This is a genomic window from Pseudomonas sp. SJZ078, assembly GCF_007828255.1.
Classification (GTDB): Bacteria; Pseudomonadota; Gammaproteobacteria; order Pseudomonadales; family Pseudomonadaceae; genus Aquipseudomonas.
The window spans coordinates 187,194-203,168 of sequence record NZ_VIUG01000002.1 but is presented as its reverse complement, the minus strand read 5'-3'; the positions used below and the strand labels follow the sequence as shown (position 1 = coordinate 203,168).

The 15,975-nt window shown below is 56.2% G+C and carries 17 protein-coding genes and 1 tRNA gene; 9 read left to right on the top strand and 9 right to left on the bottom strand.

What is annotated here, in order from left to right; genetic code table 11:
- Positions 1 to 81 precede the first annotated feature (81 nt).
- The 5 genes from secF to queA form a co-directional block, all read right to left on the bottom strand.
- Complete coding sequence (gene secF, locus FBY02_RS02830) at positions 82 to 996, bottom strand: protein translocase subunit SecF (RefSeq protein WP_144923126.1); 915 nt, start codon at positions 994 to 996, stop codon at positions 82 to 84.
- Positions 997 to 1,005: 9 nt separating this feature from the next.
- Entirely contained in the window at positions 1,006 to 2,874 is a 1,869-nt protein-coding gene (secD, locus tag FBY02_RS02825; RefSeq protein WP_144923121.1) for a protein translocase subunit SecD, read from the bottom strand.
- Between the two features lie 65 nt (positions 2,875 to 2,939).
- Positions 2,940 to 3,275: a preprotein translocase subunit YajC gene (gene yajC / locus FBY02_RS02820; RefSeq protein ID WP_007956696.1), complete on the bottom strand. Its 336-nt coding sequence runs from the start codon at positions 3,273 to 3,275 to the stop codon at positions 2,940 to 2,942.
- 43 nt (positions 3,276 to 3,318) lie between these two features.
- Entirely contained in the window at positions 3,319 to 4,434 is a 1,116-nt protein-coding gene (gene tgt / locus FBY02_RS02815; RefSeq protein WP_178111879.1) for a tRNA guanosine(34) transglycosylase Tgt, read from the bottom strand.
- Positions 4,435 to 4,448: 14 nt separating this feature from the next.
- Positions 4,449 to 5,498, bottom strand: a complete 1,050-nt coding sequence (gene queA / locus FBY02_RS02810) for a tRNA preQ1(34) S-adenosylmethionine ribosyltransferase-isomerase QueA (RefSeq protein ID WP_144923115.1) — start codon at positions 5,496 to 5,498, stop codon at positions 4,449 to 4,451.
- A gap of 108 nt (positions 5,499 to 5,606) precedes the next feature.
- Here queA and FBY02_RS02805 point away from each other — a divergent pair.
- The 5 genes from FBY02_RS02805 to FBY02_RS02785 all read left to right on the top strand — a co-directional run bounded on the left by FBY02_RS02805 (position 5,607) and on the right by FBY02_RS02785 (position 8,619).
- Positions 5,607 to 5,691, top strand: a tRNA-Leu gene (locus tag FBY02_RS02805).
- Between the two features lie 288 nt (positions 5,692 to 5,979).
- A complete protein-coding gene (locus tag FBY02_RS02800; RefSeq protein WP_144923112.1) occupies positions 5,980 to 6,309 on the top strand; it encodes a hypothetical protein in 330 nt (109 codons plus the stop codon).
- A 50-nt stretch (positions 6,310 to 6,359) separates the two neighbouring features.
- Entirely contained in the window at positions 6,360 to 6,653 is a 294-nt protein-coding gene (locus FBY02_RS02795; RefSeq protein WP_144923109.1) for a hypothetical protein, read from the top strand.
- 1 nt (position 6,654) lies between these two features.
- A complete protein-coding gene (locus tag FBY02_RS02790) occupies positions 6,655 to 7,149 on the top strand; it encodes a hypothetical protein (RefSeq protein WP_144923106.1) in 495 nt (164 codons plus the stop codon).
- Between the two features lie 108 nt (positions 7,150 to 7,257).
- Positions 7,258 to 8,619, top strand: coding sequence for a hypothetical protein (locus FBY02_RS02785; RefSeq protein ID WP_144923103.1), 1,362 nt, complete (start codon positions 7,258 to 7,260; stop codon positions 8,617 to 8,619).
- Between the two features lie 121 nt (positions 8,620 to 8,740).
- On the opposite strand, the gene FBY02_RS02780 is transcribed toward FBY02_RS02785, so the two are convergent.
- Entirely contained in the window at positions 8,741 to 10,168 is a 1,428-nt protein-coding gene (locus FBY02_RS02780) for a caspase family protein (RefSeq protein WP_144923100.1), read from the bottom strand.
- A gap of 149 nt (positions 10,169 to 10,317) precedes the next feature.
- The gene (locus FBY02_RS02775; protein WP_144923097.1) at positions 10,318 to 10,677 is read right to left on the bottom strand and encodes a DUF6124 family protein; all 360 of its coding nucleotides are present in this window, start codon (positions 10,675 to 10,677) and stop codon (positions 10,318 to 10,320) included.
- 489 nt (positions 10,678 to 11,166) lie between these two features.
- Here FBY02_RS02775 and FBY02_RS02770 point away from each other — a divergent pair, with 489 nt between their 5' ends.
- Complete coding sequence (locus tag FBY02_RS02770) at positions 11,167 to 12,354, top strand: colicin E3/pyocin S6 family cytotoxin (protein WP_144923094.1); 1,188 nt, start codon at positions 11,167 to 11,169, stop codon at positions 12,352 to 12,354.
- The gene (locus tag FBY02_RS02765; protein ID WP_144923091.1) at positions 12,351 to 12,575 is read left to right on the top strand and encodes a hypothetical protein; all 225 of its coding nucleotides are present in this window, start codon (positions 12,351 to 12,353) and stop codon (positions 12,573 to 12,575) included. The genes FBY02_RS02770 and FBY02_RS02765 overlap by 4 nt, the downstream gene beginning before the upstream one ends.
- 84 nt (positions 12,576 to 12,659) lie before the next feature.
- On the opposite strand, the gene FBY02_RS02760 is transcribed toward FBY02_RS02765, so the two are convergent.
- A complete protein-coding gene (locus FBY02_RS02760; RefSeq protein ID WP_144923088.1) occupies positions 12,660 to 13,025 on the bottom strand; it encodes a DUF6124 family protein in 366 nt (121 codons plus the stop codon).
- A gap of 518 nt (positions 13,026 to 13,543) precedes the next feature.
- On the bottom strand, positions 13,544 to 14,110 hold the full coding sequence (locus FBY02_RS02755; RefSeq protein WP_144923085.1) for a helix-turn-helix domain-containing protein: 567 nt from the start codon (positions 14,108 to 14,110) through the stop codon (positions 13,544 to 13,546).
- Positions 14,111 to 14,260: 150 nt separating this feature from the next.
- Between FBY02_RS02755 and FBY02_RS02750 the strand changes: the two genes are divergently transcribed.
- Complete coding sequence (locus FBY02_RS02750; RefSeq protein ID WP_053152480.1) at positions 14,261 to 15,043, top strand: aldolase; 783 nt, start codon at positions 14,261 to 14,263, stop codon at positions 15,041 to 15,043.
- A 19-nt stretch (positions 15,044 to 15,062) separates the two neighbouring features.
- Positions 15,063 to 15,950 carry a dihydrodipicolinate synthase family protein gene (locus tag FBY02_RS02745; protein ID WP_144923082.1) on the top strand — a complete coding sequence of 296 codons (888 nt, stop codon included), beginning with the start codon at positions 15,063 to 15,065 and terminating at the stop codon, positions 15,948 to 15,950.
- The last annotated feature ends 25 nt before the right edge of the window (positions 15,951 to 15,975 follow it).

Below are 15,975 nucleotides of genomic sequence, written 5' to 3'. Positions count from 1 at the left end.
GCTTCTCCCAGCCTTGGAGCATAAAAAAAGGCGCGAGTTCAATTCGCGCCTTTTCAGCGGTGACGGGCGGAGCGACGCGCCTTACGGGCGGTCGTCCACTTCCGTTTCGGTGGCCGCAGGAGGAATCAGGTCCTCGGAGTTCAGGTTCAGCCAGATCAGCACCACGTTGGCGATGTAGATCGACGAGTAGGTACCCGCCAATACACCGATAAACAGCGCAATGGAGAATCCGAACAGGTTGTCGCCACCAAAGAACAGCAGCGCGGCAATCGCCAGCAAGGTGGAGATCGACGTCGCCATGGTCCGCAGCAGGGTCTGGGTGGTCGAGATGTTGATGTTCTCGATCAACGAGGCCTTGCGCAGCACGCGGAAGTTCTCACGCACCCGGTCGAACACCACGATGGTGTCGTTGAGCGAGTAACCGATGATCGCCAGCACCGCCGCCAGCACCGTCAGGTCGAAGGTGATCTGGAAGAACGACAGGATACCCACCGTCACGGCCACGTCGTGGATCAGCGAGACAATGGCGCCCACCGCGAATTTCCACTGAAAGCGGAAGGCCAGGTAAAGCAGGATACCGCCCAGCGCCATCAGCATGCCGAGGCCGCCCTGGTCGCGCAGTTCTTCACCCACTTGCGGGCCCACGAACTCGACGCGCTTGACCTTCGCCGGGTTGTCGCCACCGGCCTTCTGCAAGGCATCGGCAACCTGGTGGCCCAGTTGCGGATCTTCACCCGGCATGCGCACCAGCAGGTCGGTGGTTGCACCGAAGCTCTGTACGATGGCTTCGTGGTAACCGGACGTTGCCAGTTGCTCACGCACCTTGGTCACATCGGCCGGACGCTCGTAGGTCAGCTCGATGAGCGTACCGCCGGTAAAGTCCAGGCCGTAGTTCAGGCCCTTGGTGGCCCAGCTGAACAACGCCAGCACGGTAAGGAACAATGTGACGCCGAACGCAACGTTGCGAACGCCCATGAAGTTGATTGTACGTAACATGGCAGCCCCTTAAATCCACAACTTCTTGAAGTCACGACCGCCAAAGATCAGGTTGACCATTGCGCGGGTCACCATGATGGCTGTGAACATCGAGGTAAAGATCCCGAGGGACATGGTCACTGCGAAGCCCTTGACCGGGCCGGTGCCCATGGCGAAGAGAATCCCGCCCACCAGCAACGTGGTCAGGTTGGCGTCGAGAATCGCAGTGAATGCCCGGCCGAAGCCTTCGTTGATTGCCCGCTGGATCGACATGCCCGCGGCGATCTCTTCACGTATCCGCGAGAAGATCAGCACGTTGGCGTCCACCGCCATACCCATGGTCAATACGATACCGGCGATACCCGGCAGGGTCAGCGTGGCACCCAGCAGCGACATCAAGGCCAGCAGCATCACCATGTTCACCGCCAGCGCGACGGTGGCGATGAGGCCGAAGAAGCGGTAGATAGCGATGATGAACAGCGACACGAACAGCATGCCCCACAGCGACGCATCGATACCCTTGGTGATGTTGTCCGCACCCAGGCTCGGGCCGATGGTGCGTTCTTCAGCGAAGTACATCGGTGCGGCCAGGCCACCGGCGCGCAGCAGCAGCGCCAGCTCGGAGGATTCACCCTGGCCGTTCAGGCCGGTGATGCGGAACTGGCTGCCCAGTGGCGACTGGATGGTCGCCAAACTGATGATCTTCTTCTCTTCCTTGAACGCCTGCACCGCGACGTCTTTTTCGACGCCGTCGACCACTTGCTTGGTATAGGTGGTGATCGGCTTCTGCTCAATGAAGATCACCGCCATGCTGCGACCGACATTGCTGCGCGTGGCGCGGCTCATCAGTTCGCCGCCGTGGCCGTCGAGGTGGATGTTCACCTGTGGACGACCGTGCTCGTCGAAGCTCGCCTTGGCGTCGGTGACCTGGTCACCGGTGATGATCAGGCCGCGCTCGATCTGCGCCGCCGGGCGGTTGCCCTCACGGAACTCGAAGCTCTCGGAAGTGGCCTTGGACGCACCCGGCTCGGCCGCGAGGCGGAACTCCAGGTTGGCGGTCTTGCCGAGGATACGCTTGGCCTCGGCGGTGTCCTGCACACCCGGCAGCTCGACCACGATGCGGTTGGCACCCTGGCGCTGCACGATCGGTTCGGCCACACCCAGCTCGTTGACGCGGTTACGCACCGTGGTCAAGTTCTGCTTGATGGAGTATTCGCGGATTTCCGCCAGCTTGGCCGGGGTCATCGCCAGACGCAGCACCGGTTGACCATTGAGGTCGGCCGGCACAATGTCGAAATCGTTGAAGGTTTTGCGGACCAGTGCACGGGCCTGCTCGCGGGTATCTTCATCGCTGAAGCCCAGCTGAATGGCACCGTTGAAGGCCGGCAGGCTGCGATAGCGCACGCGCTCCTTACGCAACAGACTCTTGACGTCGCCTTCGTAGACTTTCATCCGCGCGTCGAGGGCTTTGTCCATGTCCACTTCCAGCAGGAAGTGCACACCGCCGGACAAGTCCAGGCCCAGCTTCATCGGATGCGCGCCGAATTTGCGCAGCCATTGCGGGGTGGTCTGGGCCAGGTTCAGAGCTACGACGTAATCGTCGCCCAACGCCTTGCGCACCACGTCCTTGGCCGGCAGTTGGTCTTCAGCCTTGACCAGGCGCAACAGGCCGCCCTTGCCATTTTCGGCAACAGACGCAGCCTTGACTTCGATACCGGAGGTCTTGAGGGCCGCGCTCGCACGGTCCAGATCCGCCTGGGTGACCTGCAAGGCAGTGCTTGCGCCACTGACCTGAATGGCCGGGTCATCCGGGTAGAGGTTGGGAGCGGAATAAATCAGACCGACCGCCAGCACCGCCAGGATCAGTACATATTTCCACAGAGGGTATTTGTTCAGCATCACGCCGCCCGCTTATGACGCGGGGCGCCTTGCGCGCCCCGTCGATTGAAGAGATGTTTGAAACCTTAGATCGCTTTCAGCGTGCCTTTAGGCAGCGTGGCCGCGATAGCGCCCTTCTGGAACTTCATTTCAACGGTGTCGGACACTTCCAGTACCACGAAGTCATCGGCCACTTTGGTGATCTTGCCGGCGATACCGCCAGTGGTCACCACTTCGTCGCCCTTCTGCAGGCTGCTGAGCAGGTTCTTCTGCTCTTTGGCGCGCTTGGCCTGTGGACGCCAGATCATCAGGTAGAAGATGACCAGGAAGCCGACCAGGAAAATCCACTCGAAACCGCCACCCATAGGCGCAGCTGCAGGGGCAGCGGCATCAGCCATGGCGTTAGAGATAAAAAAGCTCATTTAGCACTCCAGTTGCAAGTATTGAATCTAGGGATCGGAAAACTCAGTCCAAAGGCGGCACAGGCAACCCGCGCTTGGCATAGAAGGCCTCGACGAAGGCGGCCAATGTACCCTGTTGGATAGCCTCGCGCAAACCAGCCATAAGCACCTGATAATGGCGCAAATTGTGGATGGTATTGAGCATACTGCCGAGCATTTCGCCGCACTTGTCCAAATGATGCAGATAAGCGCGGGAGAAGTTCCGGCAGGTGTAGCAATCGCAGGTCGGATCCAGCGGCGAATCATCATGGCGATGGAACGCGTTACGGATCTTCAGCACACCGGTGTCGATGAACAGATGCCCATTGCGGGCATTACGGGTTGGCATCACGCAATCGAACATGTCCACCCCGCGGCGCACACCCTCAACCAGATCTTCCGGTTTGCCAACGCCCATAAGGTAACGAGGTTTGTCAGCGGGCATCTGGCCCGGCAGATAATCCAGCACCTTGATCATCTCGTGCTTCGGTTCGCCCACCGACAGGCCGCCAATCGCCAGGCCGTCGAAGCCGATCTTGTCCAGGCCTTCCAGCGAGCGCATGCGCAGGTCCTGGTGCATGCCGCCCTGGACGATACCGAACAGCGCCGCGGTGTTGTCGCCATGGGCATTCTTCGAACGCTGGGCCCAGCGCAACGACAGCTCCATGGACACCCGCGCCACGTCTTCATCGGCCGGATACGGCGTGCATTCGTCGAAGATCATCACGATGTCCGAGCCCAGGTCGCGCTGCACCTGCATCGACTCTTCCGGGCCCATGAACACCTTGGAACCGTCCACCGGAGAAGCGAAGGTCACGCCCTCCTCCTTGATCTTGCGCATCGCGCCCAGGCTGAACACCTGGAAACCGCCGGAGTCGGTCAGGATCGGGCCTTTCCACTGCATGAAATCGTGCAGGTCGCCGTGGGCCTTGATCACCTCCATACCCGGGCGCAGCCACAAGTGGAAGGTGTTGCCGAGGATGATCTGCGCGCCAATCGCCTCGATGTCCCGTGGCAGCATGCCCTTGACCGTGCCGTAGGTGCCCACCGGCATGAACGCCGGGGTTTCCACGGTTCCGCGGGGGAAGGTCAGACGACCGCGACGAGCCTTGCCATCGGTGGCGAGCAACTCGAAGGACATGCGACAGGTGCGACTCATACTGTTTCCTCGGGTCCGCGTGGCGCGGGGTTACGGGTGATGAACATCGCATCACCGTAGCTGAAAAAGCGGTATCCATGCTCGACGGCGGCCTTGTAGGCGGCCATGGCTTCGGGATAACCGGCGAACGCCGAAACCAGCATCAACAGCGTGGATTCGGGCAAATGAAAGTTGGTGACCAGGGCATCGACCACATGGAACGGCCGGCCCGGGTAAATGAAAATGTCGGTGTCGCCACTGAACGGCTTGAGCACGCCATCGCGAGCAGCGCTTTCCAGGGACCGCACACTGGTGGTCCCCACCGCCACCACCCGCCCACCGCGCGCGCGACAGGCCGCTACCGCATCGACCACGTCCTGGCTCACTTCCAGCCATTCGCTGTGCATGTGGTGGTCTTCGATGCGCTCGACCCGCACCGGCTGGAACGTCCCGGCGCCGACGTGCAGCGTCACGAACGTGGTCTCCACGCCCTTGGCGGCAATCGCCTCCAACAACGGCTGATCAAAATGCAGCCCCGCCGTCGGCGCCGCCACCGCCCCCAGGCGCTCGGCGTACACGGTCTGATAACGCTCGCGGTCCGAACCTTCGTCCGGGCGATCTATATAAGGAGGCAACGGCATGTGCCCGACACGGTCGAGCAGCGGCAACACCTCTTCGGCAAATTCCAGCTCGAACAACGCATCATGCCGCGCCACCATCACCGCCTCGCCACCACCGTCGATGAGAATCGACGAACCCGGCTTGGGCGACTTGCTGGAGCGCACATGGGCCAGCACACGATGACTGTCCAGCACCCGCTCCACCAGAATCTCCAGCTTGCCGCCGGAGGCCTTCTGGCCAAACAACCGCGCCGGAATCACCCGGGTATTGTTGAACACCATCAAATCGCCAGGGCGCAAATGCTCAAGCAAATCAGTGAATTGACGGTGAGCCATGGCACCGCTGACCCCATCCAGGGTCAACAGTCGACTGGCGCGACGCTCGGCCAGAGGGTGGCGAGCGATCAGCGAATCCGGGAGTTCGAAGGTAAAGTCAGCAACACGCATGATGGGGTTCGTCTAGCAGGGCCGGAAAGTCTAGCGGAAATATCAAAAATTCACCATGAAACGTGATTGACCAACGGTAGGCACCTCTCTATACTTCGCCGCCATTGAGCCCTGATGGCGGAATTGGTAGACGCGGCGGATTCAAAATCCGTTTTCGAAAGGAGTGGGAGTTCGAGTCTCCCTCGGGGCACCATCTTAAAGAAAGACCTTGAAATTCAAGGTCTTTTTTTTCGTCTGCAGGAAAGTCACCCGATCCATTTGTGGCGAGGGGATTTATCCCCGCTGGGTCACGAAGCGGCCCCAACGACCAAACCTGTGGCAAGGAAGAATCTGTGGCTAATAGGAACCTGTGGCGAGGGAGCTTGCTCCCGCTTGAGCGCAAAGCGCTCACAAAAATGTCACAGCCCCCACCGATGCTCCGCCTTGCGACGCCCAATTGATCCACCGCCCCTCCTCACCCGCTGACAAAGGACTTCACCCCATGGAATTGCTGCTGGAAACGGTCGCTCTTTACTCGCTGAAGCTGGCTTATGAGACGGAGGGGCATAGTCCGATTTTGCGGGATGATCCGTTGATGGGCGGGTGTGATCGGGAGGTTTTTGGGTTGCTGGTGCGGCGGGAGGATTTGGTTGGGATTCAGGGTGAAATTGGTCGGTGCCTGGATCTGGCGCTGACGGCGGTGGGTGGGGCGGACACGGTGCTCGGTGGTGAGCTGCATCGTTTGGCAAAGAATTTTGGTGCTGCACAGGCGATGGAAGGGCTTTATGCTCCAGCTATCATTCTGAGGGATTATCTGCGGGATGTTCTTTGATCAGGGCATGACACATTTATTTACGCTGACTGACCCGGCAGGAGGAAATCATGATCGATTTTAAAAAGGCTGAAGCAGCTGCCCGTAATGGCTTCGATGATTTTGTACAGGGAGCAAGTAACATAGTTCTGGAGGAGATCGTCATTTCAGATGACAACTCGCGATATGAAGTGACCTTTAGCTACGATGTCGACCGTACCCCTTCATCGCTCTCGGGAACGCGTACTAGAACGCCGCTTTTTGAATTGGCCACTGTTTTGGGCAAGCGGAAAGAGTACAAGACTTTTTTAGTTTCATCTAAAGATGGATCGCTCAAGGGATTCAAGCGTTACAAAGGCCAATAAGATGGCCAAAAACAAAAAAAGATCGGTACCCAACCACAAAAGAAACATAATTATTGATACCAACCTTCTGCTATTGCTAGTAATTGGCAGCGTAGAAGAAGGCAGGTTCATCTCTAGCTCGAAGCGACTGAAAGACTTTAGCATTCGCGACTATGACTTGTTGCTTAAAGCCATCAAACCATTTGGAGAGGGCTACACAACGAAATACATTGCCGCAGAGGTCTCCAACCTTCTAGATTTAAAGGGTTACGCTCAAGAGAAAGCCTTTGAAATTGCCAGAACCATCTTTGAAACATTCAAAGAGATAGATTCCAATCTCAACGACGATTTACAAAACCCCTACTTCCCGCAATTTGGCTTGACTGACTCCAAACTGATCGAGCTGTCATCCACTCATTTAATATTCACCGCTGACGACCGACTATCCCCTCTATTATGGGGATCCGGCGAGGGAAACGTTTACTCACTCGCGATGATCAGAGCACTTGCATCTTAAGGCCGAATGGGCGATCCGCCTTGGATAGACCCACAAATAATCTGACCGCTTTTCACGCTCTCTTCTACGTAACCACGGATTGGCAAAAGAATTGAAGGACTCAGATTGATGTCAATTTCAATAGGGGATTTTTTCTACCCTTACGTAAAGTTTCTCCACGGCGCGGCCTACAACCTGCACCAGATCCTTGAAGGCCTTAGCGTCGTATCATCGACTTTCACCGGGCGTAACGACGCCGGACAAATCATCGGAACTTACTGGTCGCCTGATGAAGCCATGGTGATCACGCTGGGCTATCTGATGATGCTGTCACTGCTGCTGATCCCGTTGCTGGCAGCAGCGGCCTTTACAGTGAGCAAGAAGCGAGGCGTGTTCATCTTCTTCGCGCTCTTGTTCCTACCCGGTCTGTTGAACTGCCTGGGCCTTTTCCCAACCATCAATTACCTGCCCATCCGTTACACCATCAACGGTGTTGGGAAGCTGGGCAGCGAAGTCGGGCTGATTCCCCTGTTGATGCTTTGCGCCCTCACCGGATGGGCTGTCATGGTCCTTATTTATGACAACCTCAACCTCACCGAACGCTTCCGACAGCTATACGATCACTTCTGGTTTCCGCTGGCATTGGTCGTAGCGGTGTTCTTCGTCGCGGACAACGGCGCCAATGAAGACGCCGCATTGCTGAAAGAGGCGACAGCGAGCATCCAGGACGCCAGCGCGTTCCTGTTGAGCCAAATCAGGCGCTACGACGATTACTGTAAGGCCAATGACTTGGGTAGCCTGAAGTCGTGCCAGTGGAGCAGCGATTCACAGTGGACCTTCACTCACATCAAGGAAGGTGAATCCGGCTACTTCATAGATTTCGCACCGAACGAGTCCAAGGGGTTCTACGCCGCGAATAGAAGAACCCTAAGCGATGAGGACGTGATCGCCATTCGCACAGAGATCAACGACTACAACCAACGGTTGTGCCCCGTGAAGCACTTTTCCAATGGCATGTCGCGCTCATCGCCGCTCTCCAGCACCTGTGAGTACGTCCCCCGTGGCTATTGCTCGGTCAACCCTGATGCTCCGCCGGGACTCGTAGACAACAATATCAGCAGCCACACCGTAGCCTTGGCCAGCGAATGCATCATTCCCTGGCTCGCCGGTGCCAAGCCTTCCTTGAAGCAGTTGTCGGCGCTAGTCAGCCAACATGACAAAGCCAAGAATCACCGTTGGCTGTATTTCCTTGCTGTCGCTGTGGCGGTCGGAGCAAAAGTGGCGTTGGCGACTACCAAGTTGTGTTTGATTGATGCACGGCCTGCGGCTGATAGGCGTCGTGTTCTTAGGGCTGCACGGTATCGGCTGGGTCAGTGCATTCGTGTGCTGAAGCGATTGCTGGTTGATTTTGGTCAATTTGCATGGTTCGCTGCGACCCGCGTATCCAAGCTGGTTAAACAGGGACTAGCACAGCACAGCCAAAGAAAATAAATCCGTCCCTTTTCCTTCCAATCTGTTCCCTTTTTTCCTTGGGTTGGATGCTCCGCTCTTTACAAGATCCATCCGTCACAATCAGAAAATAAATCCGTCCCCTTTTTAGCCTTGGTGCGTGCTACGAATCGGCGCCAGCTCTCTTCGCAATATTTTCCAGATTATTTCGAATCGTATCAATTGCATAATTTAGCCCTCGATCCCAGATACTAGCAGGCTGGCCAACTATGCTTTTCCATGGAGCAGCGTGGTATTCCCACTTTATCTCACTCAGTTCAAGTTCTCTTCTATCCCAACCCTTCTGGGTAAGTGATGCAGTAGCAGATAGAACCATAACTTCGATATGAGAGTGGATGATACCTATATACGTACGATAAGACGGAAGTGATGGATTATTAGCCTCCAAAGATATTTTTACAGCCTCGATCGGCAAAGACTCAGTAGAAAGAACATACGACGGACGTATTTTCTCCACCGTATAATCTTTAGTAGCACTACCTAACCCTAGAAGATTCATAGGATTACTGATTGTTGCCGTATACGTCTCATACTGAATATCAATAAAATACTTTTTTGACCACCCTTGACTGTCGGCAAAGGAAGCAAATGTGCGAGGGTTTGGTAAATCAGTGAGATTCAGATCAGTACTGATTGTTTTTGTGTAAAATCTACTCACAAGTGGGTCAGAGATTTTTTTGCTTCTTAAAAGATCAAAACTTGATTCAATTGCCGCTGCTGCCTCTGTATATTCGACAAGTCGCAAATCGCTTTTTGCGATTTCAAGCCGTAAAACTTCACCTATGTCTTTTTCTGTAGGCAAGGCGTCTAAAGTACCGACACGTGCCGCACAAAGCGCTTTCATTTCTTCGGTAACGGTACTAAAGCTCTCCAGCCCCGATCCTTGGTTCACGAAAAATGGAGTTTGGCTTGTATCTGCCGCAAAAGCGTCAGCCAGGGCTGCCTGAATATCGCGATAAAGAACTTCACCACTATCCTTTGACAGTGCTGCATTAATCCATGCATCTGTGAAATAGCTAGCAGTGCCGGAAGCGTATGAATATTGGTCATGTTGACTGGAGGCCATACAGATGAAAGATGAAAGTTTACTGGCTCTAAGTGACTTTACAAATCCATCGCCTGAATCTTTAATGTATGGAGCACCCGACTGGCAAGCATCAATGACTTTGACAGAAACTTTAGGATTAACACTTCGCAGCAAATCGTCTAATTCTGTGTTACTGATTGATGTTGTTGCCGCTCGCTTTTCATCGTAATCAGAACAACAAAACAAAGCATCATCCTGATACCCTCCATGACCAGAAAAATATATAAACACTTCATCAACACTTGAAACACTAGTAAATCTAGAAAAAAACTCCCGCAGAGTTTTTTTAACTTCTCCTGCCGACATAACGTCGAGAACTTTTATTTCGTGATATTTTTTAGTCGCCTTTAATGCCTCATGCATATTGGCAAGGTCGTGAGCGCAGGCAGGCAATGATGACAAACGGTCATACTTATCTATTCCAATTAAAAGCGCTAGATTCATGTCAATTCTCGGGCAGGTTATAACACCAATATAACCAAATCATCATAGCTCTTAGCCACCCAGACGGTAAAGGGGACGAATTTACTTAAAAGGGTCTTGCTCAGCAAGACCCTTTTATGCTTCGTGGATTAACGATCCACATGCCCAACCTACCTCACCTCAACAATATCCAACGCCCGATTCGCCAATAGCTCACTCAGCTCAATCACCTGCAAAATCCCTAACGCAACACGCCGTCGCGACCCGTCCAGATCAAACGCTAGATCGCTGATCATGGCATTCGCCGAAGCAAGGTTCTCACTGAGATTCGCAAGCAAACATTCAGAATCAACCGCAGGGTCAATCCGGAAAATGGAGTCTGACTTATCAGACGTTTCGCTCTTAGGCTTGGGCTTCAAATAAAAATCCAACGCTCGCGTAGCAGCGTCATCGATTTTCTTGTTGCGGGTAGATTGAGCACGGGAGATGTGTTCGTCGGCATCTGGGGGATTCGGAGTAACTTTTGCCATTCTCTTGCTTCCTGTAGTAGGAGCCATCACCCACTCGCTGCTAAACGATGGGAGGCAGCTGTACGCAGGTTAGCAGACCGGGGAAACAAGAAACCGGCGCGTCCGGGGACGCCCTGCGCACAGCCACCATCAAGTGCAGGATGGGAGTCCTGACTGGATGACGCCTTGCACAACTTGTTTCACCACGAGCTGCTAAACCCGATCACTGATGAGCAGTGACAGGTCTCAAACTACCGACGCAACCCAAGGCGAACAAGCCGGCGGATTCTGGCGTAGTTGTAGGCAAAGGCGCAAGGCGACGTCGGCTGGCGAGTTGCGGTTGCCCAATGACTGACAGCCCCATCTGACGCTTCAGATTGCTCCGCCCCTCAATATCCAGCCCTACTTGTATTGAGGAAACCGGAACAACCACTTCAAGAAACCTCCTACATCGCGTCCCTCTCTTCCCGCGTTAGCGTCTGTCCCGCATTCACTGGACGAGACAACCACGTGGCGACACGCAAAAAAGACATCCCCCAGGTCCGAAACCCGCCCGGCGGTGACGGGCATCACGTCACCTATCGGGACATGACGGCCACCGAACTGGCCGAGCGCGACGCTCGGCAGCGGGCTTACGAAGCCCTGCTTGCCCGGCAGGCGGCCTATGAGCAAGAACGCTGGGCCACGGTGGATAAAAAGCCTTTACCCATCGTGACCGGAAGCGTGTTTGCCAAAAGCTGCAAGCTCCCCAACGGCATCATCGATTACAGCAACCCCAACGGCTACGTCCCGGCAGATCTGGTCAAACAGTACGGCGAACTCATGTGGCTCGGCGGTCGCGGCGCCGATCCATCTGGCGCGATCCCCCTCAAGCAGATCGGCGCTGGAACGGCTCCCGTTCCCTTGGGCAGGCTCGCGCTGGGCGGTTCGGCGACTTCCTCGGCTGCAGTTGCCGGCAGCACCGTCGGCGCTGCCCTGCTGACAGGCATCGTCGCCATGCTCTGGCCGTCCAGCCTGGGCGATAGCGCGCTCTACAGCGAAGACCAGTTACGCAATCTCAAACAGGCCCGCAGCCGCATGCGCCTGAGCATCGAGCAGCAGGTCGATGGCAGTCTCAAAGGCTACGGCTTTTACACCGGCCAGAATCGTGATTGGGAAATGGTCGACGTTGTCCAGTTCACCCCTCGCGCCGACCAGTTCATCGCCGACCTGGGTGATGGCATCGAACTGATCTGGACCCCGGCCGCGAATCCAGCCGACACCCTAGGCATTCCCGCCTTGGAAGCCGCGCCCCAGGCGCCTCACATCTGGATCTATCCCCCGACGGCAGTGGCCGACAGCATCATCGTCGACCCGATCTATCCGCCGGAGTACAAGGATTTCATTCTGGTGTTTCCGGCGGATTCGGGGGTTCGGCCGGTTTATGTTGTGGTGAGTACGCCTCATCATGACTACCACCCGAAACCAGATTTTTTACCTGCTTTTCCAAGTGCGAAATGGGCGCCACCCAAAACCCGCATGAAAGGAGGAGGATTACGTCCTCGCTGGAAAGATAATGACAAAATAATATATGAATGGGATTTACAGCATGGTGCAGTAGAAAAATATAACAAGCGAGGAAAGCACTTGGGCGAATTCGACCATATTACGGGAGCCCAAACCAAACCAGCCGACCCAACGAGGTGGATAGAGCCATGAAACACAAAATAATGGGGGTAATGGACGGCGACGACTTCGCTTCATACGAAAAAACGCTCTGCATTGACACTCAAGTTTTAGCAAAAATAATGAGCTGGACCAAAGAAGAAGACTATTTTTACGATTACGAACTGAATACATCTCAAATTAAAGCGTTGGAATCTGAGTGCTCTATAGAACTGCCCCGAAACCTGTTGTTTTTTTTAACCAGCAGCAACTAATTGCAAGTAAGGAGAGGTAATTTTTCCGAACAAGAAAGGCCTAGCTGCGCAAGACCTTTCTTGTCCTGAGGGCAAACGCCTCGGCTACCTCACCTCAACAATATCCAAAGCCCGATTCGCCAACAGCTCACTCACCTCAATCACCTGCAAAATCCCCAACGCAACCCGCCGTCTTGACCCATCCAGATCAAACGCCAAATCACTGATCATGGCATTCGCCGACGCCAGGTTCTCACTGAGATTCGCAAGCAAACACTCAGAATCCACCCCCGGATCAATCCGAAAAATGGAGTCCGACTTGTCAGACGTTTCGCTCTTAGGCTTGGGCTTCAGGTAGTAATCCAACGCACGGGTGGCCGCGTCGTCGAGCTTTTTGTTGCGGGCAGACTGGGCACGGGATGTGGGTTCGTCTGTATCTGTAACTGGAGGGTTCGGTGTAATTTTGACCATGGTCTTAACTCTCAGGTTGAGGCCACGACCCGTTCGCTGCTAAACGAATTGGGAGGCAGCTGTACGCAGGTTAGCAGACCGACGAGTTAAGAAATCGGCGCGCCCGAGGGCGCCCTGCGCACAGCCACCATCAAGTGCAGGAATGGGGATTCCTGTCTGATGACGCGTTGTGCGACTTAACTCAGCGAGCTGCTAAACCCGATCACTGACAATCAGCGACAGGTCCAAAACTACCGACGCAACCCCAGGCGCACAAGCCGGCGGATTCTGGCGTAGTTGTAGGCAAAGGCGCAAGGCGCTGTGGCCTAGCGAGCCTTCGTCGCTGGTGTCTGTCGGTCTGTACTGACAGACGCCGCTCGACTGGTCTGAGCAGATGTCCGATGCCGTTCAATTGAGGCTGTCGGAAGGTCTGTGGCGAGGCGCTTATAGGAGGGGGCTGCTGCGCAGCCCAGCGGGAGCAAGCTCCCTCGCCACAGTTCATTGTTTTGCTTATCTGAATGGCATTGCGATTGGAGCCACTAGGCGCCCTCGCTCTTCTCTGGCGACTCATCGCTGTGCACCACCACCAGCAACTGCGCCTGAACATCCCCCACCGAACGCAACCGATGGGGTTTCTGCGCATTGAAATGCAGGGCATCGCCACGGTTCAGCAGCACGCGCTCGTTCATGAAGTCCACTTCCACCTGGCCCTCGTGCACGAACAGGAACTCCTCTCCGGTGTGTTCCTTGAACGCGTGATGCGCTGTGAACTCACTCGCCGGGTAAAGGATGAAGGGCAGCAGGCTGCGCTCTGACACCTGGTGGGCCAATACCGCGTATTCGGAGCTGCCGCTGCTCGCCGCGAGGGATTGGCGGTCTTCGCTGCGCACCAGGCTGTAGCTGTCGAGAGAGACGTTTTCTTCGGAGAACAGCTCCTCGACTTTCACGCTCAGGGCCTTGGCGAGCTTGAGTGCTGTGGCGATGGAGGGCGTGCTCAAGCCCCGCTCCACCTTGGACAGGTAGCTCTTGGTCATCCCGGTTTTTTCGGCCAGGACGTCCAGTGTCATGCCGAGTTTTTTCCTGAGCAATTTCAAGCGAATGGACATAGGTAACCAACATTTCCAGAGAAACGGACAATCTGCGATTGCAAATGACACTTTGTGTCATATAGTCTATTTAGTGTCATCAGCACCTTCCTTTCACAGCTTCCATGACGCGGATCAAGAACGGTCAAAGAACGAATCAGGAGAACGGGTATGAGCAAGACACTGGCGACGCCCAAGGACCAGTTGGTCCAGCATGCTGTTAACCAGATGCAGAAAACACTGCCGGATAATACGTGGACTGTACGACAAAAGCTGGCCCTGACCTGCCGCATCCTGTTCGAGAACGGCCACGACTCAGGGCTGGCGGGGCAGATTACCGCGCGTGGGCCGCAACCTGGCACCTATTACACCCAGCAATTGGGCCTGGGCTTCGATGAGATCACCGCCGGCAACCTGTTGCTGGTCAATGAAGACCTCGAGGTGCTGGAGGGCCATGGCATGCCCAACCCGGCCAACCGCTTTCACACTTGGGTCTACCGCGCCCGGCCGGATGTGAATTGCATCATTCACACCCACCCGACCCACATCGCCGCGCTGTCGATGCTCGAAGTGCCGCTGCAGATTTCCCACATGGACCTCTGCCCGCTGTACGACGACTGCGCCTTCCTGGAGGGCTGGCCGGGTGTGCCGGTGGGTAACGAGGAAGGCGAATTGATCGCCGGTGCCCTGGGTGACAAGCGCGCCATCCTGCTTTCCCACCACGGCCAGTTGTCCACCGGTGCCACCGTGGAAGAAGCCTGCAACATCGCCCAACTGATCGAACGCGCCGCGAAGCTGCAATTGCTGGCCATGGCCGCCGGCGAGGTGAAACCGATCCTGCCTCACCTGGGCCGCGAAGCCCACGACTGGATCGCCCGCCCCAAGCGTCACGCGGCCGCCTTCAACTACTACGCCCGGCAGACCCTGCGCCAACACGCCGATTGCTTGAACTGAACCCACCAGGAGCGAAGCCATGTCTACCCCCAACATCCACGGCATCATCGGCTACACCATCACGCCCTTCTCCAGCGACGGCCAGGGCTTGGACCTGGACGCACTGGGCCGGTCCATCGACCGTCTGATCGACAGCGGCGTGCATGCCATCGCGCCCCTGGGCAGCACCGGCGAAGGCGCCTACCTGAGCGACGCCGAGTGGGACCAGGTCAGCGAGTTCAGCATCGCCCGCGTCGCCGGCCGGGTGCCGACCGTGGTCAGCGTGTCTGACCTGACCACCGCCAAGGCGGTGCGCCGCGCACGCTTTGCCCAGGCGAAGGGCGCCGATGTGGTGATGGTGTTGCCGGCCTCGTACTGGAAACTGAGCGAGGCGGAAATCCTCGCGCACTACCAGGCCATCGGCGCCAGCATCGACCTGCCCATCATGCTCTACAACAACCCCGCCACCAGCGGCATCGACATGTCGGTGGAGCTGATCCTGCGGATTTTCAACGCGGTGGATAACGTCACCATGGTCAAGGAAAGCACTGGCGACATTCAGCGCATGCACAAGCTGCAGTTGCTGGGCGAAGGCCAGGTGCCGTTCTACAACGGTTGCAACCCGCTGGCGCTGGAAGCCTTCGCCGCCGGGGCCAAGGGCTGGTGCACCGCCGCGCCGAACCTGATCCCGCAGCTCAACCTCGACCTGTATGCGGCCGTACTGGCCAACGACCTGAGCCAGGCCCGGGCGTTGTTCTATCGTCAATTGCCGCTGCTGGACTTCATCCTCAAGGGCGGTTTGCCTGCCACCATCAAGGCCGGCTTGCGTACGCTTGGCCTGGAGGTTGGCGATCCACGTCTGCCGGTTTTCCCATTGGATGAGGCGCGTAACCAGCAACTGCAGACGATGTTGAAACAGCTGCGCTGATTGAGAGTTCTAATCTTGCGACGGA